This window comes from Oryzisolibacter sp. LB2S (assembly GCF_040732315.1).
Classification (GTDB): Bacteria; Pseudomonadota; Gammaproteobacteria; order Burkholderiales; family Burkholderiaceae_C; genus Alicycliphilus; species Alicycliphilus soli.
In genome coordinates this window covers 1,365,571-1,385,735 of record NZ_CP160388.1, presented here as the reverse complement: position 1 = coordinate 1,385,735, position 20,165 = coordinate 1,365,571, and the positions used below count along the sequence as shown (strand labels likewise).

Genomic DNA, 20,165 nt, shown 5'->3' with positions numbered 1-20,165 from the left:
TAGCTGCTAGCGCTTGCCTGTCGTGCGCTAGAGGCCATTTTTCTATGATTTCAGCCGCCATGCGGCACGGGCCTCGCGCCACCGCCGCCTGGCGGCCAGAGGCTGCGCCCATATCGCCTACGCCTGCCACTCCACCGGCACCACACTCTCGTCCAGCGGATCACGCGGCAACACGCGGTGCGCCAGGGCCAGCTGCGACAGGCGCAGGCGCTCGGCCGATCCGGTCTTGCGCGCCTCCCACGCCATGGCAATCGCCGTGGTGCAGTGGTAGAGGCCGCTCGCGACCTGGCGCGCGAGCCTCTCGCCGCCTTCGGCGGCGGCGCGCTCGGCCAGCCGCACGGCGCGCGCCAATGCGTCGGTGAGCGCCTGGCGGTAGGCGGCGGTGATTCCGGCGGTGTCGGCCAGCAGGGCCTGCAGGTGCTCCTGCAGCACGGGCAGCGAGCCTTCGCGCTTGATGGCGCGCACCACGTCGAGCGCGACGATGTTGCTCGTGCCCTCCCAGATCGAGCCCAGGTGGGCGTCGCGCACCAGGCGTGGGTCGGCCCATTCCTCGATGTAGCCGCAGCCGCCGCGCACCTCCATGGCGTCGCCCGTCACCTTGCGCGCGTCGCGGCAGGCGCGGAACTTGATCATGGGCGTGAGGATGCGCAGCAGTGCGTAGGCCTTCTTGTCGCCCGCGTCCGAGCGCGCCAGCGTGGCCGCGGTCTGAAACACCATGGTGCGCGCCTGCTCGGCGGGCACGCGCAGCTTGTCGAGCTGCACCTGCATCAAGGGCAGGTCCTGCAGCTGCTTGCCGAAGGCCCAGCGCTCACGGGCAATGTATTCGGCCTCGGCCACGGCGCGGCGCATCATGCCGGCCGAGCGCATGCCGTTCGAGAGGCGCGAGTTGTTCACCATGTCCGCGATCTGGACGAAGCCCCTGCCCTGCTCGCCCACGAGCCAGGCGACGGCGCCCTCCATGCGGATCTCGCCGCTGGCCATGGACCGCGTGCCCATCTTGTCCTTCAGGCGCACGATGTGGTACGCGTTGGTGCTGCCATCGTCCAGGTAGCGCGGCAGCAGAAAGAGCGAGATGCCCTTCATGCCGGGCGGGCCGCCCTCGACACGCGCGAGCACCATGCCAAAGCCCGCGTCGGGGTTGGAGCAGAACCATTTCTCACCATACAGGCGCCAGCTGCCGTCCTCCTGCGGGTAGGCCATGGTCAGGGTGTTGGCGATGTCCGAGCCCGCGGCCTGCTCGGTCATGAACATCGAGCCCTGCACGCTGTGGTCGAAGTCCATGGCCAGGAGCTTGGGCAGGTATTTGTCCACCAGCCTTTGCTCGCCGTATTTCTTGAGCGTGCGCGTGAGCGAGTCGGTCATGGACAGCGGGCAGCACAGGCCAAACTCGGACTGCACGAACAGATAGGTCAGCGCGTACTTGACGATGGGCGGCAGCTTGCCCTTCCAGCCCAGCATGTCCTCGCGGTGCGAGATCGCGGCCAGGCCGAACTGCTGGTAGGCGACCTTTTCCATCTCGACATAGGCAGGGTGCTTGACGATGCGCTGTTCCTCCTTGCCGCTGCGGCTGCGCATCTGCAGCGTGGGCGGGTTGCGGTCGGCCTCCAGCGCCCAGTCGTCCACGGCGCCGCCGGCGAGCTCACCCATGCGCTCGAAGTACGGCTGCAGATGGGCATACAGGTCGGCGGGCAGGTAGAGCGCCAGCAGCTGCTGCAGCTCCTTGTCCTCAAGGTAGTTGTTCACATGGCCCCGGTCGGGCACGGGGTGGGCGCTGGCGCTGGCCTGGGCCAGGGCGGTCATCTGGGTGATATCGGTGGCGGACATGCGGATCTCCTTGGCTGTGGACCCCGATTGAATCCCGTTTGATCATTCGAGTCCAATATCATTAAAATCTTTATCCATACTCACCTCATATGGATACCATGGAGCTGCGCCTGCTGCACTATTTCGCGACCCTGGCCGAGGAGCTGCACTTTGGTCGCGCGGCCCAGCGGCTGTGCATCTCCCAGCCGCCGCTCAGCGTGGCCATCAAGCAGCTGGAGCAGGAGCTCGACGCTCAGCTGTTCGAGCGCAGCAGCAAGGGCGTGCGCCTCACGGCCGCGGGAGAGCATCTGCTCATCAAGGCGCGCCAGTTGCTCGCCCTGAGCCACCAGGCCGCGCAGGAAACACGCGACGTGGCGCGCGGCACCGTCGGCCATCTGCGCCTGGGTTTTGTGGGATCGAGCCTGTACCGTGGCCTGCCCCAGGCACTGGAGCGGATGCAGCAGTCCCACCCCCAGGTGCGCGTGGACATGCTCGAGGCCAACAGCGCCGAGCAGATCCTGGGTCTGCAACAGATGCGGCTGGATGTGGCCCTGGTGCACTCCATTCAGCCGCCTGAGGGCATCGCGAGCCAGCTCATCGTCGACGAGCCCTTCGTCGTCTGCCTGCCCGACAGCCACCCCCTGTGCGCCGAGACCAGCATCGACCTGGCCCGGCTCAAGGACGAACGGCTGATCCTGTTCTCCAACCTGGTCTCGCCCACCTACCACCAGCGCATCTACGAGATGTGCCTGGCCCATGGCTTTGCGCCCGAGGTGCGCCACGAGGTGCGCCACTGGCTATCCGTGATTTCGCTGGTATCCCTGGGCCAGGGCGTCGCCCTGGTGCCAGCCGCCATGGAGCGCGTGGGTCTGCCGCGCCTGGCGTTCCGGCCCCTCCGGGGCGAACACCCGCGCTCCGAAATGCTGGCCATGTGGCGCAGCACGCCGGCCAATCCGCTGGTGCAGGCACTGCTAGCGCATTTGCAGCAGGCCGCGCGGACCTTGGATATGTAGGCCGCGTCCGCATGAGGGCGCGCGCGCCCAAAGAAAAAGGGCTTAGATTTCTCTAAGCCCTGTGCTTGCAATCTGCGACCGGGTTGGTGGGTGCTAACGGGCTCGAACCGCTGACCTACGCCTTGTAAGGGCGCCGCTCTACCAACTGAGCTAAGCACCCCCGGATCATTGACTCAGTTCAACGCATCCCGCAGCGCCTTGCCCGGACGGAACTTCGGCACCTTGGCGGCCTTGATCTTGATCGTGGCACCCGTCCGCGGATTACGCCCTGTGCGCGCTGCACGCTTGCCCACGGCAAACGTTCCGAAACCGACCAACGACACCGTACCGCCCTTCTTCAGAGTCTTCTTGACCGCATCAATCGTCGATTCCAGTGCGCGCGCTGCCGCTGCCTTCGAGATATCTGCGTTGTTGGCAATGTGCTCAATCAGTTCGGTTTTATTCACAAGAGGCCTCTTGGGACAGAAGTGGATGAATGTCTTATGTAAATCCAGCACTCTCGGCTATGTGTCGACGGCCCTCACCCCGACAGACAACCTGAGATGAACCAGCAAAAGCAACCTGAATTGCTCGTGCAGATTAAAACCATCGCTCGCCAGGGTGTCAACCAGACGTACCATGTGGGCGACATGCACCGCCGGGAATTCTAGACGTATTTGAGCCCCGCTCAGGGAATTGCTGCGCATTTTTGTAGCAGCCATTGCCCTCGGCTGGTCGCATGCGGGCCCTGCGACCCGCGAGCATAGCCGTCACCCTGCAGCGCTGCCGAGCCGACCCTGGCCCTACTTGGCGACACGTGCACGTATCTCGGGCAGCGCCTTCTGCAGGTAGTACACCATGGACCAAATGGTCAACACTGCGGCGAGCCAGATCAGCCATGTTCCCCAGACGCTGGTGTCAACAGAGCCAAAGAGCCTTCCGTCATAGAGCAAGAACGGAATGGCGACCATCTGCACCGTGGTCTTGAGCTTGCCGAGCATGTGCACCGCGACGCTCTTGCTGGCCCCAATCTGTGCCATCCATTCTCGCAACGCGCTGATGGCGATCTCCCGGCCAATGATGATGAGGGCCACGAATACATCTGCCCGTTGCAGGTGCACAAGCACCAGCAGCGAAGCGCAGACGAGAAACTTGTCTGCGACGGGATCGAGGAAGGCACCGAACGCAGAGGTCTGATTGAGCTTGCGCGCAAGGAACCCGTCCAGCCAATCCGTCGCGGCGAACACCATGAACATGATGGCGGCAATGAGATTGCATGTCGCCGGATCCAGCGGCGCATAGAACACGCCCACGATCAAGGGAATCGCGACGATGCGCGTCCAGGTCATGACCGTGGGAATCGTGAAGAACATGGGTAGCGATTGTGGCACGTGCCGCGCTAGCGCACGGCAAAGCGCCCCTAGCGCAAGGCGCGATAGATTTCCTCGGCCAGGCCGTGCGAGATACCGTCCACGGTTGCGAGATCGGCAACACTGGCGTCTGCCACCCCGCGCACCCCGCCAAAGCGCTGCAACAGGCGCGCACGCTTCTTGGGGCCAACACCAGGGATGTCTTCCAGCCGGCTTGCGCCGACCCTGACCCTGGCTCTTGCGGCACGCATGCCCGTAATGGCGAAACGATGGGCCTCGTCGCGAATTTGAGCAACCAGCATCAGCGCAGCGGAATCGCGGCCAAGATAGACTTTGTCACGGCCATCGGCGAACACCAGCTCCTCCAGGCCCACCTTGCGGCCTTCTCCCTTTTCCACACCCACGATGCGCGATATGTCCAACCCCAGTTCGATGAACACCTCCCGCGCCATGGCCACCTGCCCCTTGCCGCCATCGACGAGCACCAGATCAGGCAGACGCGCACGCGCATTGGACACCTCGGCACCACCTGCCTCGCGCTGCGCCTCGGCCACCTTGCTGTAGCGCCGCATGAGTACCTGGCGCATCGCCGCGTAGTCATCGCCTCCTGTGATACCGTCGATCTTGAAACGGCGGTAGTCGCTGTTTTGCATCTTGTGGTCGCGAAACACCACGCATGAGGCTTGCGTGGACTCTCCCGCGGTGTGCGATATGTCGAAGCACTCGATTGTGAGTTGTTCCAGGTTCTCGGTATCCAGATCCAGCGCCTCGGCGAGCGCGCGCGTACGCGCCTGCTGAGACCCTTCCTCGGCGAGCATGCGGGACAGTTGGATTCCTGCATTCTGCTGCGCCATGTCCAGCCATGCACGACCTTGGCCCCGAGGCTGGGTCACCATGTTGACGCGCACTCCCGTCTGCTCCGACAAGCCATCGAGCAGCCCGCGATCCACCGGCTCACTCGCAATCACTGTGTGTGGCAGGGGCACGCTCAAGTAATGCTGCGCCATGAAGGCTGCGAGAACCTGACCCGCAACGGAATGTTCGCGTGGCGAGCCCCCGTCCCCCGCGTCGCCATCGGCCTCCTCGATACCGAAAACGCCAGCGGCATCCTCGACATGCGATGGGAAGTAGGCCCGATCACCAAGGTGCCGACCGCCTCGCACCATGGCCAGATTGACACAGGCTCGACCACCGGCCACCGTCACCGCAAGAATGTCCACGTCGCGATCCGACGTCGTCTCCATCGCCTGCTGGTGCAGTACGCGTGACAGCGCCGTGATCTGGTTTCGCACCACGGCGGCCTGCTCGAATTCGAGGCGTTCAGCATGTGCCAGCATGCGCTGCTCGAGCAACTGCAACAGCTCCTGGGTCTCGCCACGCAACAGCGCCTCGGCCCCCTGTACATCACTGGCATAGGCATCGCGCGTGATGAACTCGACGCAGGGCGCCGAGCAACGCTTGATCTGGTAGAGCAGGCATGGACGCGTACGGTTCGCAAACACCGTGTCTTCACAGGTACGCAGGCGAAACACCTTCTGCAGCAGCTGAATGGTTTCCTTGACCGCCCATGCGCCTGGATACGGCCCGAAATACCTGTGGTGCTTGTCCACCGCACCGCGGTAGTACGTCACGCGCGGGTAACACTGCCCCGCACTGTCACCCTGACCATCCTTTGCTGCCACACCCGTGATCTTGAGATAGGGGTAGCTCTTGTCGTCCCGAAACAGGATGTTGTACTTCGGGTTCTGGGATTTGATCAGATTGTTTTCGAGCAGCAGGGCCTCGGCCTCGGAGCGTACGACCGTTGTCTCCAGCCGTACGATCTTGCCCACCATGTGACCGATGCGCGTGCCACCATGCTGCTTGTTGAAATAGCTGCTGACGCGCTTTTTCAGGTTTCGCGCCTTGCCGACATACAGCAACACCCCCTGCGCATCGAAATACCGATACACCCCCGGCAGCGGTGGCAATGCCGCAACCTGGGCCAACAACTCTTCGGAATGCGCTACGGACATGACTCCATTGTGGGGGCTCGCGCATCAGTCAGCACGAGCTGCGGCAAGCCCCCCTGCCACACGACGCCCAACGTTTGAGCAGCGGTCGTTCTGCCGGCTCGGACCAGATCAATGCAGATGGCGTGGACGTCGGCCACCACCATGGCCGGCACTGCCGGGCCCGCCCAGACCGCGCGGCGGCTTGCCTATTTCAAGCGAGTTCACCAGGGCATCGAACCGCTGCGCAAACAGCTTGTCGATCTCAGCGACCACCCCGCCAAGCTCTGCCCCGTCAAAGTGGCGCTCCATGAGATTGACCACATCCTGCACAAGCAGATCGCGCTGCACCTGCATGATGGCTGCAGGAGTCGGCCCGACGAACAGCATCACGAAGTCGTCGCGTGCCTCCTCATCCTCGGCAGCCTCCTCCTCGTCGAACTCGGCATCGTAGAAGGTCACCTCGATAGCGGCGCCGAGCTCGGCCAGCTCATTGAGGCTCATGCACATTTCATCGAGCGACTGACGGAAGTTTTCGTCACCGCGCACGGTCCAGCACATCTGCAGCACATGACTCTTGACATCAAACTGGATGCCGGGCTCCTCCTCATATGCGCTGGCTGCACCATCGGCAAGCGAGCGCGCGCCGGCGTACTTCCACAGCGGACGAAGCGCATCCTGAAGCTGGCCGAAGGTCACATCGGATCGCAGCTGCACCTGGCCGTGAACGTGGATTTCAAAGGGAGCGTTGTAGTGTGACATATCAAACTCTTTGTGGTGCCCCGAGCCGGGGTCGAACCGGCACGCCCCTTTGCAGGAAAGCGGCGGATTTTAAGTCCGCAGTGTCTACCAATTTCACCATCGGGGCGTCTGCCGTACGGCAGATCCTATTGCCGCAGGGTAGCGGGAGCACGATGCGGGCGCAATGCCCAAGCACATGGTCACGAGACACCAGCAACCAATGAGCCAACAAAAAAGGGAGCCTTGGCTCCCCTTTGAAAACTGGAGCGGGAAATCGGTCTCGAACCGACGACCTCAACCTTGGCAAGGTTGCGCTCTACCAACTGAGCTATTCCCGCAAAACCGAAACACCACATCAGCAGTACTTCGGAAAGATTTGAATTCTAGCATCAAATTTCAGCCACATCTTCCAAACAACTGAAATTTGCACTCCAATCACATCAAGCATTGCAACACGCCGAGCATGAAGCTCACAACCTGTCACCCAGCCCGAGAACTGGAGGCGCGGGCCGGAGTCGAACCGGCCTCAACGGATTTGCAATCCGGTGCATAACCGCTTTGCTACCGCGCCAAACCTGCCCTTGGCAAAAAAGGGAGGCTGCGCCTCCCTTTTTACCTGCAACTGGAGCGGGAAATCGGTCTCGAACCGACGACCTCAACCTTGGCAAGGTTGCGCTCTACCAACTGAGCTATTCCCGCATTTTACCTAAGCCTCACATTCTACAACGTTTGGCATCGATGGTATGAATTGTAGCCTATTTTTTTCGACCCACTGAGAAACTGCCCAACTTTTTCATCAATGCTTCACCGAGCCCGTTGCGGCACCAGCAGCGCTGGAGACGGGAAGAGGCGCAGCCACCTCCTCATCGACCAGCGCCACGGGCTTGCTCTCGAGCGCGAGTTCGAGCACCTGATCGATCCACTTGACAGGCACGATCTCCAGCCCGCTCTTCACGTTGTCGGGAATCTCCTGCAGATCCTTGACATTGGATTCCGGAATCAGCACCGTCTTGATGCCACCGCGCAATGCGGCCAGCAGCTTTTCCTTCAGCCCACCGATCTCCGTGACCTCGCCACGCAGCGTGATCTCACCGGTCATGGCAACGTCTGCCCGCACGGGAATGCCCGTCAATGCAGAGACTATTGCGGTGGTCATGGCTATGCCGGCGCTCGGCCCATCCTTGGGCGTCGCGCCATCGGGCACATGCATGTGCAGGTCGCGCTTCTCGAAGGCATCATCGCGAATGCCCAGCGCACGCGCACGACTGCGCACCACCGTGCGTGCGGCCTCGACCGATTCCTTCATCACATCGCCCAGCGAGCCCGTCCGCGTGATGTTGCCCTTGCCCGGCATGGTGGCCACCTCGATCGTCAACAGATCGCCCCCCACCTCGGTCCAGGCCAGGCCCGCAACCAAGCCCACCTGGTTTTGCTTTTCCGCCAACCCATAGCTGAATCTGCGCACGCCCAGATAGTCGGACAGATTCTCGGCGGTCACCTCCACCCGCGGCTCCAGCTTCTTGAGCTGCAGGCCCTTGACCACCTTGCGACAAATCTTGGACAGCTCGCGTTCGAGCGAGCGCACGCCCGCCTCCCGCGTGTAGTAGCGAACAATGTCACGCACGGCCGACTCGGTCACGAGCAGTTCGTCATCCTTCACGCCGTTGTTGGCCATCTGCTTGGGCAGCAGATACTTGATGGCGATGTTGGTCTTCTCATCCTCCGTGTAGCCGGAAAGACGAATCACCTCCATGCGATCGAGCAGCGCCGGGGGGATGTTCATGGAATTGGAGGTCGCGACGAACATCACGTCCGATAGGTCGAAGTCCACCTCGACATAGTGGTCGCCAAACTTGTGGTTCTGCTCGGGATCGAGAACCTCGAGCAATGCACTCGATGGATCGCCACGGAAGTCCGTGCCAAGCTTGTCGATCTCATCGAGCAGGAACAATGGGTTGCGCGTTCCGACCTTGTTCAGACTTTGCAGCACCTTGCCCGGCATGGCGCCGATGTACGTGCGGCGATGGCCACGAATTTCCGCCTCATCGCGCATACCACCCAAGGCCATGCGCACATATTTGCGCCCCGTCGCCTTGGCGACGGATTGGCCGAGCGAGGTCTTGCCCACGCCCGGCGGGCCGACCAGACAGAGGATGGGGGCCTTGACCTTGTCCACGCGCTGCTGCACGGCAAGATATTCAAGGATGCGGTCCTTGACCCTGTCCAGACCGTAGTGATCCTCGTTGAGTACGGCCTCGGCATAGGCAAGGTCGTGCTTGACCTTGGTCTTCTTGCTCCAAGGCAGGCCGGTCAGCACATCTATGTAGTTGCGCACCACCGTCGCCTCGGCCGACATCGGAGACATGAGCTTGAGCTTCTTTAGCTCGCCTTCGACCTTCTTGCGCGCCTCGGCAGGCATCTTGGCGGCCTTGATCTTCTTCTCGATCTCGTCGATGTCGGCCCCGTCGTCGCCCTCGCCAAGCTCCTTCTGTATGGCCTTGACCTGCTCATTGAGGTAGAAGTCGCGCTGGCTCTTCTCCATCTGACGCTTGACGCGACCACGAATGCGCTTGTCCACATTCAGTATGTCCACCTCGCGCTCGAGCTGCTCGAAGAGATCCTCCAGCCTGGCCTTCACGCTCGCAAGATCGAGCACGCGCTGCTTGCTCTCCAGTTTCAGCGGGAGGTGCGCGGCAATGGTGTCGGCCAATCGCCCCGGGTCATCGATGCTGGCGATCGAGGTCAGGATTTCCGGCGGAATCTTCTTGTTGAGCTTGACGTACTGATCAAACTGCTGCATCACCGCGCGGCGCAGCGCCTCGATCTCACTCGAGCCGCCCTCTTCCTCATCCATGGCAACGGGAATGACGGAGGCGGTGAAATGGGTTTCCTCCTCGTGCACCACATCAACCTGGGCGCGTTGCTGCCCCTCCACCAGCACCTTCACGGTGCCATCGGGCAGCTTGAGCATCTGCAGGATGGTGGAGATGCATCCCATCTCGAACATGTCGGACACCCTGGGCTCGTCCTTCGCGGCGGCCTTCTGGGCAACGAGCATGATGCTGCGGTCCGCATCCATGGCCAGCTCCAGGGCCTTGATGCTTTTGGGGCGCCCCACAAACAGCGGAATCACCATATGTGGAAAGACCACCACATCGCGCAACGGCAGCAAGGGCAGGTCGATGGGGGTAGCGGGCAGGGATGTATGTCCGGACATGGGCATTTCTCAGATAAGTCCATGGCATATGGCTCACGGACAGTGATTTTTCAACCCGGCGCCCAATGCGCAAATGCAGGGCGCCAGGTGGTCACCGCAACAAGCGGCCCACCCGATCAGGCCGTCTTGGCCGCTTCGCGGTAGAGCAGCAAAGGAGCCTTGTTTTCTTCAATGGTGGCCTCGTCAACGACCACCTTTTCCACGTTGGACACATTGGGCAGATCGAACATGGTTCCGATCAGCGCCTGCTCCATGATGGAGCGCAGGCCACGCGCGCCCGTCTTGCGGGCAATGGCCTTGCGCGCAATGGCCTTGAGCGCGGCAGGTCGAATCTCCAGATCAACGCCCTCCATCGCAAGCAGCTTGCTGTACTGCTTGACCAGCGCGTTCTTGGGCTCGGTAAGAATCTGCACCAGAGCATCCTCGCCGAGCTCCGCCAGGGCCGTGACCACGGGCATGCGCCCGACGAGCTCGGGAATCAGGCCAAACTTGATCAGATCCTCGGGCTCGATGTCCTGAAACACCTCGGTGAGCGAGCGCTGCTTCTTGCTGCGCACCGCGGCGCCAAAGCCGATTCCGGACGCCTCGGTGCGGTTCTCGATGACCTTCTCCAGGCCCGCGAATGCACCGCCACAGATGAACAGAATGTTCGTGGTGTCGATCTGCAGGAAATCCTGGTTCGGGTGCTTGCGTCCGCCCTGCGGTGGCACGCTGGCCATCGTGCCTTCGATGAGCTTGAGCAGTGCCTGCTGCACGCCCTCGCCCGACACGTCGCGCGTGATGCTCGGGTTGTCGGACTTGCGCGAGATCTTGTCGATCTCGTCGATGTAGACGATGCCGCGCTGGGCCCGCTCGACATCGTAGTTGCAGCTTTGCAGCAGCTTCTGGACGATGTTCTCCACGTCCTCGCCCACATAGCCGGCCTCGGTCAACGTGGTCGCATCGGCCATCACGAAGGGCACGTCGAGCTGGCGCGCAAGGGTCTGGGCCAGCAGGGTCTTGCCCGAACCCGTGGGGCCTATGAGCAGGATGTTGCTCTTGGACAGCTCCACATCGTCCTTGCCTGCCTTGTCCTTGTGGCGCAGACGCTTGTAATGGTTGTAGACGGCCACGGCCAGCGTGCGCTTGGCCTTCTCCTGGCCAATGACGTAGCTGTCGAGATTGGCCTTGATCTCCGCCGGCGTGGGCAGGTCGCCGCGCGCCTCGCGCGCGGCCTCACCCGCGGGCTGCTCGTCACGGATGATTTCGTTGCACAGGTCAATGCACTCGTCGCAAATAAAGACGGACGGGCCGGCGATCAACTTCTTTACCTCGTGCTGACTCTTGCCGCAGAACGAGCAGTAAAGGGTCTTTTCGCTGGAAGTGCCTTTTTTATCGGCCATGGAAGCAATGCCTTATGACAGGGGAAGTTGTCAAGATGATAACGAAATAAAAACGGCGCTTCCCATGTGGGAAACGCCGGGCCCAGTGAGCCGGACGATCAGGCCCGCTTGGAGATCACCTGATCCACGATGCCATAGTCCCTGGCCTCATCGGCGGTCATGAAGTAGTCGCGCTCGGTGTCGGCCTTGACCTTCTCCACGGGCTGCCCCGTGCGCTCGGCCAGGATGCGGTTCATCTGCTCCTTGGTACGCAGAATGTCGCGTGCATGGATCTCGATGTCGGTCGCCTGACCGCGTGCGCCGCCCAGCACCTGGTGGATCATGATCTTGGAGTTGGGCAGAGAGAAACGCTTGCCCTTGGCACCGGCAGCCAGCAGGAAGGCGCCCATGCTCGCGGCAAAGCCGCAGCAGAGCGTGGACACATCGGGCTTGATGAACTGCATGGTGTCGTAGATGGCCATGCCGGCCGTCACGCTGCCACCGGGCGAGTTGATGTAGAAGGAGATGTCCTTGTCCGGGTTCTCGCTCTCGAGGAACAGCAGCTGCGCGACCACCAGATTGGCTGTCTGATCGTTGACCTCTCCCACGAGGAAGATCACGCGCTCCTTGAGCAGGCGCGAATAAATGTCGTAGGACCGCTCGCCACGGCCCGATTGCTCGATGACCATGGGGATCATGCCCAAGGCCTGCGTTTCCAGTGCACTCATGTATTTCTCCAGTCAGGCGGATACTGTACCCAGAAAATGAATTGGGGCTTGTGCAGCAAAGCACAAGCCCCGCTAGCCGCGGCGCGCCGCCAGCGGCGGCGTGCCAGCTCAATGGGTCAGGCCTGGCCCATCAGCTCATCGAAGGACACGGCCTTTTCGTTGACCTTGGCCTGGCTCAGCACGTAGTCGGTGACGTTGTTCTCAACGACGACGGCCTCGACCTCGGCCAGGCGCTGGCGGTCGCTGAAGTACCAGCGCACCACGTCCTCAGGCTTCTCGTAGCTGGCGGCCAGCTCGTCCACATGGGCCTTGAGCTGCTCGGGCTTGGCCTGCAGGTCGTTGGCACGCACGAGTTCTGCCACCACGAGGCCCAGGCGCACGCGGCGTTCGGCCTGGGGACGGAACACATCCTCGGGGATGTCCGCCTTGTCGGCATCCTTGAGGCCACGGGCCTTCAGATCGGCGCGCGCGGCGTCGCGCAGACGGGCAATCTCGGCCTGCACGCTGGCGTTGGGCAGGTCCAGCTCGGCCTTGGCCACGAGTGCATCCATCACGGCAGCCTTGTTGCGGGCCAGCAGACGGAACTTGACCTCACGCTCGAGGTTCTTCTTGATGTCGGCGCGCAGGCCCTCGACGGTGCCGTCGGTGATGCCCAGCGACTTGGCCAGCTGCTCGTTGACTTCGGGCAGGTGCGCGGCCTCGATCTTCTTAATGGTGACCAGGAAGTCAGCGGTCTTGCCGGCCACATCCTTGCCATGGTAGTCCTCGGGGAAGGCCAGCGGGAAGGTCTTGCTCTCGCCCGACTTCATGCCGCGCACGGCGTCCTCGAACTCCTTGAGCATCTGGCCTTCGCCGACCAGGAACTGGAAGTCCTCCGCCTTGCCGCCCTGAAAGGGCTCGCCGTCGATCTTGCCCTCGAAGTCCACGGTCACACGGTCGCCGTCCTCGGCCGCCGCATCCTGCGCGCGCTGGGCAAACGTGCGGCGCTGCTTGCGCAGAATGTCCACGGTCTTGTCGATGGCGGACTCGGTGACCTCCGCCGAGAGCTTCTCGACTTCGGCGGTGCTCAGGTCGCCGATCTTGACCTCGGGGAACACCTCGAACACGGCGTCGAAGCTCATCTGACCTTCGGGCGCGCCTTCCTTTTCCGTGATGCGCGGCTGACCCGCGACGCGCAGCTGGGCCTCGTTGGCGGCCTGGGCAAAGGCCTCGCCGACCTTGTCGTTCAGCACCTCGTACTGCACCGAGTAGCCATAGCGCTGGGCAACAACGCTCAGCGGCACCTTGCCGGGACGGAAGCCATCCATCTTCACGGAGCGGGCCAGGCGCTTGAGGCGCGCATCCACTTCGTTCTGGATGGTGGCGACGGGCAGGCTCAGCGTGATCTTGCGCTCGAGTTTTTCAAGGGTCTCAACAGTGACGGCCATAGATGTTCCTATCAGGGATGGGTGCCGGGCTGTGCCGCGGTCTTCACTTGTGGTGCGCGGGGGGGGACTCGAACCCCCACACCATTGCTGGCGTCAGGACCTAAACCTGGTGCGTCTACCAATTTCGCCACCCGCGCGGTTCTTGTGCCACCCGGACCGCCTCGGCAAAGACCGCCCGGGTGAAATAGGTCAAACGGCAGATTTTACTCTGTCGCGAAGAGCTTGCGATTCACGGCGCCTCATTTGTCCTCAGCGTCGGGCCTCTGAACCCGGAACCAGGCGGCATACATGGCGGGCAAGGCCAGCAACGTGAGCACGGTAGCCACGATCAGTCCGCCCATGATGGCCACGGCCATCGGCCCCCAGAACACGTTGCGCGACAGCGGGATCATGGCCAGCACGGCGGCGGCTGCCGTCAGCACGATGGGCCGCAGGCGCCACACGGCCGCGGTGACGATGGAGTCCCAGGTCGACACCCCGGCCCTGCGGTTGAGCTCGATCTGGTCGATCAGGATGACCGCATTGCGCTGGATCATGCCCATCAGCGCAATCACACCGAGCAGCGCCACGAAGCCGAACGGCCGCCCCGACAGCAGCAGCGCCGCCGCCACGCCGGCAATGCCCAGCGGCCCGGTCAGGAACACGAGCACCGACCGGCCAAAGCTGTGCAGCTGCAGCATGAGCAGCGTGAACACAATGAACAGCATGATGGGCACGCCGGCAACGATGGAGGACGAGCCCTTGCTGCTTTCCTCGACGGCGCCCGCGACCTCGATGCGCACGCCGCTGCCCGCGGCCTGCCACCCGGCCTCGAGCTTGCGCAGGGCCGGCAGCAATTGCTCGGTGACCGTGGCCCCCTGCATGCCCTCGACCAGGTCGCCCTGGACGGTGATGGCGTAGTCGCGGTTCCTGCGCCACATCACGCCCGGCTCCCAGGTGAAGACCGGCTTGGCAATCTGCGTGAGCGCAATGCTGCGCCCCGAGGCCGTGGGCAGATAGGCGTTGGCAATGCCGGAGATGGTGTCGCGCTCCTCGGGCGTCTGGCGCAGCACGATATCGATGAGCCGGTCGCCCTCGCGGTACTGGCCCACGACGGTGCCGTTGAACATGGTGCGCGCCGCCTGGGCGATGGACTGGCTGCTCACGCCCAGCGCGCGCGCCTTGTCCTGGTCCACCTCCAGGCGCACGGCCTTCACCGATTCGTTCCAGTTGTCGTTCACGCCGACCATGTGGACATTGGTGCGCATCACGGCCTTGACCTCGTCGGCGCGCTGACGCAGCTCGGCCGGGTCGGTGCCCATGACGCGGAACTGCACCGGATAGGGCACTGGCGGGCCGTTGGGCAGCAGCTTCACGCGTCCGCGCACCTCAGGAAACTCCTCGATCAGCATGGCCGGCAACTGGCGACGCAATGCCTCGCGTTCGGTCAGGCTCTTGGCCACCACGATGAACTGCGAGACATTGCTCTGCGGAAAGATCTGGTCCAGCGGCAGGTAAAAGCGCGGCGTGCCCGAGCCCACCCAGGTGGCCACCGTATCCACGCCCGCCTGCTCGCGCAGGCGCTGCTCCACGCGCACCGTTACCTCCTCGTTGGCGGCAAACGACGTGCCCTCGGGGAACCACAGCTCCACCATCACCTCGGGACGGCTCGAGTCGGGGAAGAACTGCTGCTGCACCCGCCCCATGCCGGCGATGCCCAGCGCAAAGACCGCGAGCGTCGCACCTATGGTCAGCCAGCGGTGCTGCACGCACCAGTCCACCGTCTTGCGAAAGCGCGCGTAGAACGGGGTGTCGAAGACCTCGTGCGGCGGCATGTCGGGGTCGTGCGGCTTGACCTTGAGCAGCAGCGTGCCCAGGTAGGGGACGAAATAGACGGAGACGATCCACGAGAGCACCAGCGCGATCACCGTCACCGCGAAGATGGCGAAGGTGTATTCGCCCGTGACCGACTTGGCGATGCCGATGGGCAGAAAGCCCGCGGCCGTGATGAGGGTGCCCGTGAGCATGGGCATGGCCGTGATGTCGTAGGCAAAGGTGGCCGCGCGCATCTTGTCATAGCCCTCCTCCATCTTGCGCACCATCATCTCCACGGCAATGATGGCGTCGTCGACCAGCAGGCCAAGGGCGATGATGAGGGAGCCGAGCGACACCTTGTGCAGCCCGATGCCGAAGTAGTGCATGGCCAGAAAGGTCACGGCCAGCACCAGCGGAATGGTGATGGCCACGACGAGGCCCGGGCGCCAGTCCACATACCAGCCAAGGCGCCCGCCCTTGTGCAGGCCCAGCGAGATGAAGCTCACGCCCAGCACGATGACCACGGCCTCGATGAGCACCTTGACGAAGTCGTTGACCGAGCCTGCCACGGCCGCCGGCTGGTCCTGTACCTGCGCCAGCTGCACGCCCGCTGGCAGCTGCTTCTGGATGTCGGCGACGGCGGCATGCAAGGCCTTGCCCAGCGCGATGATGTCCCCGCCCTTGGTCATGGAAATGCCCAGCGCGATCACCTCCTGGCCCTGAAAGCGCACCTTGACCTCCGCCGGGTCCACATAGCCGCGATACACCTCGGCGATGTCGCCCAGGCGCAGCTGGGCCGCGGACTGCGCGCCGCGTATGGGCATGGCGCGCAACTGCTCCACGCTGGTGAACTGGCCCGCGACGCGCACCTGCACCACGTCCTGCGGCGTATCGATGGCGCCTGCACTCTCCACCGCGTTCTGGCCGCCGAGCTGCTGCAGCACGGACTGCAGCTCCAACCCCATCTGCGCCAGGCGCTTTTGCGAAACCTCGACCCAGATGCGCTCGTCCTGCACGCCGAACAGGTCGACCTTGGCCACGTCCTTGACACGCAGCAACTGCTGGCGGGCCTCGTCGGCAAAGTCCTTGAGCTCGGCATAGCTGAAGCCCTTGCCCTGCAGCGCGTAGATCACGCCATACACGTCGCCGAACTCGTCGTTGAAGAACGGGCCCTGGATGTTGCCGGGCAGCTGATGGCGCATGTCGCCGATCTTCTTGCGCACCTGGTACCAGGTGTTCGCCACCTCGGCCGGCTTGGAGAAATCCTTGAGCTCGAAGATCACCTGCGACTCGCCGGGCTTGCTGTAGCTGCTGATCTTGTCGGCGAACGGCACCTCCTGCAGCGTGCGCTCGATCTTGTCAGTGACCTGCTCGGCCACCTGCTGGGCCGTGGCGCCCGGCCAGTAGGTGCGCACCACCATGGCGCGGAAGGTGAACGGCGGGTCCTCGTCCTGCCCGAGCTGAAAGTAGGAGGCAAAGCCCAGCAGCATCAGCACCACCATCAGGTAGCGCGTGAGCGGCCCATGCTCCAGGGCCCAGCGCGAGAGGTTGAAGCCCTTCTTGGGTTCTATCAATGCCATGGCCCCCCCTCAACGCGTCGCCGCCGGCGCCGCAGGGACTTCATTATTTGTAGCTGCTTGCGCTTTATCCGCGGGCGCTGGAGCCCATTTTTGCTTGTAAACCAGCACCTTTTGCCCGGACGTGAGCACATGCACGCCCGTGGACACCACCTGCATGCCCGGCGTCAGGCCCGCGGCGATCACGGCCTCGTTGCCGTCGGCCGTGGCCACCTGCACCACCTGCGAGCGCACGGTGCCGGCGTCGCCCTCGCCGGGCTCGAACACCCACACCACCGTCTCGCCCCCCTCCTGGCGCAGGCTGCTCGTGGGCAGCTTGATGAGCTCCGCGCCCACACCGGCCGGCCACTGGGGCGTGACATAGACGGTCGCGCCCAGCGGCGGCACGGCCTCGCCCGAGACCGCCACCTTCACCAGAAACGTGCGCGTCACCGGGTCGGCACTCGCGGCCACCTCACGCACCTGGCCCGGCATCAGGGCATTCTCGGCCCAGGCGCGCACCTGTACGGGCTGGCCCACACGCAGCAGGCCCACCCGGTCCTCGGGCACGTAGAACACGGCATCGCGCGGGCCGTCGCGCGCAATGCGCACCACGGGCGTGCCGGCGGCAACCACCTGGCCCGGCTCGGCCTCGATGGCCGTGACCACGCCCGCGGCATCGGCCAGCAGGCGCGTGTAGTCGGTCTGATGGCCTTGCGTGCTGAGCTGTGCACGCGCCTGATCCAGCGTCGCCTGGGCCGCCTTGAGCTGCGCCTCGCGCCGGTCGAGCTCGGCGCCGCTGATGAAGTTCTGCGCCTTCAGCTTGGAAAAGCGCTCGAAGTCCGCCGCCGCCAGGTCACGCTGCGTGGTGGCCGCGGCCACCTGCGCGCGTGCGGCCTGGGTCGCCAGCTCATAGTCGCGCGCGTCGAGCTGCGCCAGCACCTGGCCCGCGCGCACGCGCTGGCCCAGCTCGGCCTGGCGCTGCACGATCTTGCCCGGCACGCGAAACCCCAGGCGCGACTCCACGCGTGCGCGCACCTCGCCCGCATACTCGAGCTGCATCTGCCGGGGCGAGACCCCCACCGTCAGCAGCTTGACGGAGCGCAGCGGCTCGGCCACGGGCTCGGGGCGCGAACAACCCACCAGCAGGGCCGCACAGGTCGCAAGACCGCACAAAAAAAGCCCCGATCGGGGCCGCGCAAGGACTGAAAAGCTGGACATGGGCGAAGTGACGCCAGCGTGGCGCTTAATGACTCGTTGGTTAGTAATCTATGTGAAACCCATTTTCACTGTCAAGCGACAATGCCGGCCGTGACCTCGACACCCCCCTCCCCCAGCGCCGGCGCGCCCACCCTGGCCGCGCCGGTCACGCATTACGAAAACTTCCCCGTCGCCTCGCTGCTGTGCCCGCCGCGGCTGCGCCAGCCGATTGCCGCCATTTACGCCTTTGCGCGCACGGCCGACGACATCGCCGACGAGGGCCAGGCCTCGGCCGCCGAGCGCCTGGCCGACCTGGCCGCCTACCGCGCCGAGCTGCGCGCCGTGGCCGGCGGACATCCCCCGGGCGCGCGCTGGGCCGCCGTGTTCGGGCCCCTGCAGCGGGCGCTGCACGACCACGGGTTGCCGGTGCCTCTGCTCAAGGACCTGCTCGACGCCTTCGCCCAGGACGTGGCCATGACGGAAAGCCACGCGAGCTACGCCGACCGCACGCAGCTGCTCGACTACTGCCGGCGCTCGGCCAACCCCGTGGGCCGCCTGCTGCTGCACCTGTACGGCCTGCGGGACGAGGCCGCCCTCGCCGAGAGCGACGCCATCTGCAGCGCGCTGCAGCTCATCAACTTCTGGCAGGACCTGAGCGTGGACCTGCCGCGCGGGCGCCACTACCTGACGGATGCCGACTGCGCCGCCCACGGCGTGGCGCGCGCCGACCTGGCCGCACTGCGGCGCACGCCCGGAAGCGACCGTCTGATCCTGGACTGCGCCACCTGGGCGCGGGAGCTCATGCTGCAGGGCGCGCCCCTGGTGCATCGCCTGAGCGGGCGCGCGGGCTGGGAGCTGCGCCTGGTCGTGCAGGGCGGCCTGTGCGTACTCGACAAGGTCGAGGCCCTGGGCGGCGCCAGCCTGTGCAGCCGTCCCACGCTCAAACCTTTTGACTGGCTGCGCATGGCCGGCCGCGCCGTCGGGATGTGACCATGCCAATCGAGGCTCACGACACCACCCCGTCGCTCGCCACGCTGTGGCGCATGACGCGCCCGGCCTTTCTGCTGCTCACCGTCGTCGCCTGCGTGCTGGGCACGGCCACGGCCGCCGCCTGCGGCTGCGGGCTCGACCTGCCGCTGGCCGGCGCCACCATGCTGCTGGCCGTGCTGGCACATGCGGCCGGCAACGTGCTCAACGACCTGCATGACGCAAGAAGCGGCGCCGACGCCGGCAACACCCAGGGCATCCACCCGTTCACGGGCGGCTCGCGCCTGATCCAGAACGGCGTGGTCACCGAGGCCCAGACCGACGCCCTGGCCAAGGCCCTGCTGCTGGTGCTGGTGCCCGCGGGCCTGCTGCTCGCCGTCAAGACCGCGGGCGGCGTGCTGCTGCTGGGCCTGGCCGGCCTGCTGCTGGCCTGGGGTTATTCGGCCCCGCCGCTGCGGCTGATGGCGCGCGGCCTGGGCGAGCCGGTCGTCGCCGGGGCCTGGTTTCTGGTCGTCATCGGCAGCGACTACGTGCAGCGGCGCCAGTTCTTCGTGATTCCGGCCAGCGCCGCCCTGAGCCTTGCGCTGCTCGTCGCCGCGCTCCTGCTCATCAACGGCGTTCCCGACGCCGAGGCCGACGCCCGCGCGGGCAAGCGCACGCTGGCCGTGCGCCTGGGCCCCCGAGGCGCGGCCTGGGCCTACCTGGGCCTGGTACTCGCCGCACATGGCTGGCTCGCGGCCAGCGCCTGGCTGCTGATCCCCCCGGTCAGCGCACTGTGGGGCCTGGTGTCGCTGCCACTGTCGCTGGCCGCGGCCGCCTTGCTGCTGCGCCATGCGCGCGCGCCGCAGCGCCTCCGGCCCGCGCTCGCGCTCACCGTGGCCGCCACGCTGCTGCACGGCCTGGCCATGGCCGCGGGGTTTGCCCAGGTCGCGGCGCAGCACTGACCCACCCTCGGCGGCCATTCGAGCCCATGGGACAATCGCCGCCCAGTCAACCCC

At 64.7% G+C, this 20,165-nt stretch carries 14 protein-coding genes and 6 tRNA genes; 3 read left to right on the top strand and 17 right to left on the bottom strand.

Translation table 11 applies throughout. The features are described 5' to 3' along the window. Nucleotides 1–117 precede the first annotated feature (117 nt). Nucleotides 118–1,824: an acyl-CoA dehydrogenase family protein gene (locus ABUE11_RS06525; RefSeq protein WP_367068245.1), complete on the bottom strand. Its 1,707-nt coding sequence runs from the start codon at nt 1,822–1,824 to the stop codon at nt 118–120. Between the two features lie 98 nt (nt 1,825–1,922). On the opposite strand from ABUE11_RS06525, the gene ABUE11_RS06520 reads away from it, so the two are divergent. Further along, nucleotides 1,923–2,816 carry a LysR family transcriptional regulator gene (locus tag ABUE11_RS06520; RefSeq protein ID WP_367068767.1) on the top strand — a complete coding sequence of 298 codons (894 nt, stop codon included), beginning with the start codon at nt 1,923–1,925 and terminating at the stop codon, nt 2,814–2,816. 84 nt (nt 2,817–2,900) lie between these two features. Here the strand turns inward: ABUE11_RS06520 and ABUE11_RS06515 are convergent. The 16 genes from ABUE11_RS06515 to ABUE11_RS06440 all read right to left on the bottom strand — a co-directional run bounded on the left by ABUE11_RS06515 (nt 2,901) and on the right by ABUE11_RS06440 (nt 18,156). Further along, nucleotides 2,901–2,976: transfer RNA gene (locus ABUE11_RS06515), tRNA-Val, on the bottom strand. Between the two features lie 13 nt (nt 2,977–2,989). Beyond that, on the bottom strand, nt 2,990–3,262 hold the full coding sequence (locus ABUE11_RS06510) for an HU family DNA-binding protein (protein ID WP_367068243.1): 273 nt from the start codon (nt 3,260–3,262) through the stop codon (nt 2,990–2,992). Nucleotides 3,263–3,598: 336 nt separating this feature from the next. Further along, nucleotides 3,599–4,168: a CDP-diacylglycerol--glycerol-3-phosphate 3-phosphatidyltransferase gene (pgsA, locus tag ABUE11_RS06505; RefSeq protein WP_367068242.1), complete on the bottom strand. Its 570-nt coding sequence runs from the start codon at nt 4,166–4,168 to the stop codon at nt 3,599–3,601. A gap of 47 nt (nt 4,169–4,215) precedes the next feature. Further along, nucleotides 4,216–6,180 (bottom strand): excinuclease ABC subunit UvrC, encoded by a 1,965-nt coding sequence (gene uvrC, locus ABUE11_RS06500; protein ID WP_367068241.1) that lies wholly within the window; start codon nt 6,178–6,180, stop codon nt 4,216–4,218. A 108-nt stretch (nt 6,181–6,288) separates the two neighbouring features. Beyond that, on the bottom strand, nt 6,289–6,918 hold the full coding sequence (locus tag ABUE11_RS06495; RefSeq protein ID WP_367068240.1) for a DUF6806 family protein: 630 nt from the start codon (nt 6,916–6,918) through the stop codon (nt 6,289–6,291). Between the two features lie 13 nt (nt 6,919–6,931). Continuing rightward, nucleotides 6,932–7,024 (bottom strand) — tRNA-Leu (locus tag ABUE11_RS06490). Nucleotides 7,025–7,159: 135 nt separating this feature from the next. Next, nucleotides 7,160–7,235: transfer RNA gene (locus tag ABUE11_RS06485), tRNA-Gly, on the bottom strand. 159 nt (nt 7,236–7,394) lie between these two features. Then, nucleotides 7,395–7,468, bottom strand: a tRNA-Cys gene (locus tag ABUE11_RS06480). A 52-nt stretch (nt 7,469–7,520) separates the two neighbouring features. After that, nucleotides 7,521–7,596, bottom strand: a tRNA-Gly gene (locus ABUE11_RS06475). 97 nt (nt 7,597–7,693) lie between these two features. Continuing rightward, complete coding sequence (gene lon, locus ABUE11_RS06470; protein ID WP_367068239.1) at nt 7,694–10,114, bottom strand: endopeptidase La; 2,421 nt, start codon at nt 10,112–10,114, stop codon at nt 7,694–7,696. A 116-nt stretch (nt 10,115–10,230) separates the two neighbouring features. Continuing rightward, nucleotides 10,231–11,496, bottom strand: a complete 1,266-nt coding sequence (clpX, locus tag ABUE11_RS06465; protein WP_367068237.1) for an ATP-dependent Clp protease ATP-binding subunit ClpX — start codon at nt 11,494–11,496, stop codon at nt 10,231–10,233. 98 nt (nt 11,497–11,594) lie between these two features. Next, the gene (gene clpP / locus ABUE11_RS06460) at nt 11,595–12,203 is read right to left on the bottom strand and encodes an ATP-dependent Clp endopeptidase proteolytic subunit ClpP (protein WP_367068236.1); all 609 of its coding nucleotides are present in this window, start codon (nt 12,201–12,203) and stop codon (nt 11,595–11,597) included. Between the two features lie 116 nt (nt 12,204–12,319). Beyond that, entirely contained in the window at nt 12,320–13,630 is a 1,311-nt protein-coding gene (gene tig, locus ABUE11_RS06455) for a trigger factor (RefSeq protein WP_367068235.1), read from the bottom strand. A gap of 50 nt (nt 13,631–13,680) precedes the next feature. Beyond that, a tRNA-Leu gene (locus tag ABUE11_RS06450) sits at nt 13,681–13,767 on the bottom strand. A gap of 102 nt (nt 13,768–13,869) precedes the next feature. Beyond that, a complete protein-coding gene (locus tag ABUE11_RS06445) occupies nt 13,870–17,004 on the bottom strand; it encodes an efflux RND transporter permease subunit (protein ID WP_367068234.1) in 3,135 nt (1,044 codons plus the stop codon). Nucleotides 17,005–17,013: 9 nt separating this feature from the next. Then, entirely contained in the window at nt 17,014–18,156 is a 1,143-nt protein-coding gene (locus tag ABUE11_RS06440) for an efflux RND transporter periplasmic adaptor subunit (RefSeq protein ID WP_367068766.1), read from the bottom strand. A gap of 126 nt (nt 18,157–18,282) precedes the next feature. On the opposite strand from ABUE11_RS06440, the gene hpnC reads away from it, so the two are divergent. Both hpnC and ABUE11_RS06430 read left to right on the top strand, forming a co-directional pair. Next, nucleotides 18,283–19,170 (top strand): squalene synthase HpnC, encoded by an 888-nt coding sequence (hpnC, locus tag ABUE11_RS06435; protein WP_367068233.1) that lies wholly within the window; start codon nt 18,283–18,285, stop codon nt 19,168–19,170. A gap of 2 nt (nt 19,171–19,172) precedes the next feature. Beyond that, nucleotides 19,173–20,111, top strand: a complete 939-nt coding sequence (locus ABUE11_RS06430) for a prenyltransferase (RefSeq protein WP_367068232.1) — start codon at nt 19,173–19,175, stop codon at nt 20,109–20,111. Nucleotides 20,112–20,165: the final 54 nt, after the last annotated feature.

What these genes read in the sequence shown, in the direction of transcription:
- tig (WP_367068235.1), bottom strand. Translation starts at nt 13,630, where the DNA reads ATGGCCGTCACTGTTGAGACCCTTGAAAAACTCGAGCGCAAGATCACG.
- hpnC (WP_367068233.1), top strand. Translation starts at nt 18,283, where the DNA reads ATGCCGGCCGTGACCTCGACACCCCCCTCCCCCAGCGCCGGCGCGCCC.
- ABUE11_RS06520 (WP_367068767.1), top strand. Translation starts at nt 1,923, where the DNA reads ATGGAGCTGCGCCTGCTGCACTATTTCGCGACCCTGGCCGAGGAGCTG.
- uvrC (WP_367068241.1), bottom strand. Translation starts at nt 6,180, where the DNA reads ATGTCCGTAGCGCATTCCGAAGAGTTGTTGGCCCAGGTTGCGGCATTG.
- lon (WP_367068239.1), bottom strand. Translation starts at nt 10,114, where the DNA reads ATGTCCGGACATACATCCCTGCCCGCTACCCCCATCGACCTGCCCTTG.
- ABUE11_RS06430 (WP_367068232.1), top strand. Translation starts at nt 19,173, where the DNA reads ATGCCAATCGAGGCTCACGACACCACCCCGTCGCTCGCCACGCTGTGG.
- ABUE11_RS06445 (WP_367068234.1), bottom strand. Translation starts at nt 17,004, where the DNA reads ATGGCATTGATAGAACCCAAGAAGGGCTTCAACCTCTCGCGCTGGGCC.
- pgsA (WP_367068242.1), bottom strand. Translation starts at nt 4,168, where the DNA reads ATGTTCTTCACGATTCCCACGGTCATGACCTGGACGCGCATCGTCGCG.
- clpP (WP_367068236.1), bottom strand. Translation starts at nt 12,203, where the DNA reads ATGAGTGCACTGGAAACGCAGGCCTTGGGCATGATCCCCATGGTCATC.
- ABUE11_RS06495 (WP_367068240.1), bottom strand. Translation starts at nt 6,918, where the DNA reads ATGTCACACTACAACGCTCCCTTTGAAATCCACGTTCACGGCCAGGTG.
- clpX (WP_367068237.1), bottom strand. Translation starts at nt 11,496, where the DNA reads ATGGCCGATAAAAAAGGCACTTCCAGCGAAAAGACCCTTTACTGCTCG.
- ABUE11_RS06525 (WP_367068245.1), bottom strand. Translation starts at nt 1,824, where the DNA reads ATGTCCGCCACCGATATCACCCAGATGACCGCCCTGGCCCAGGCCAGC.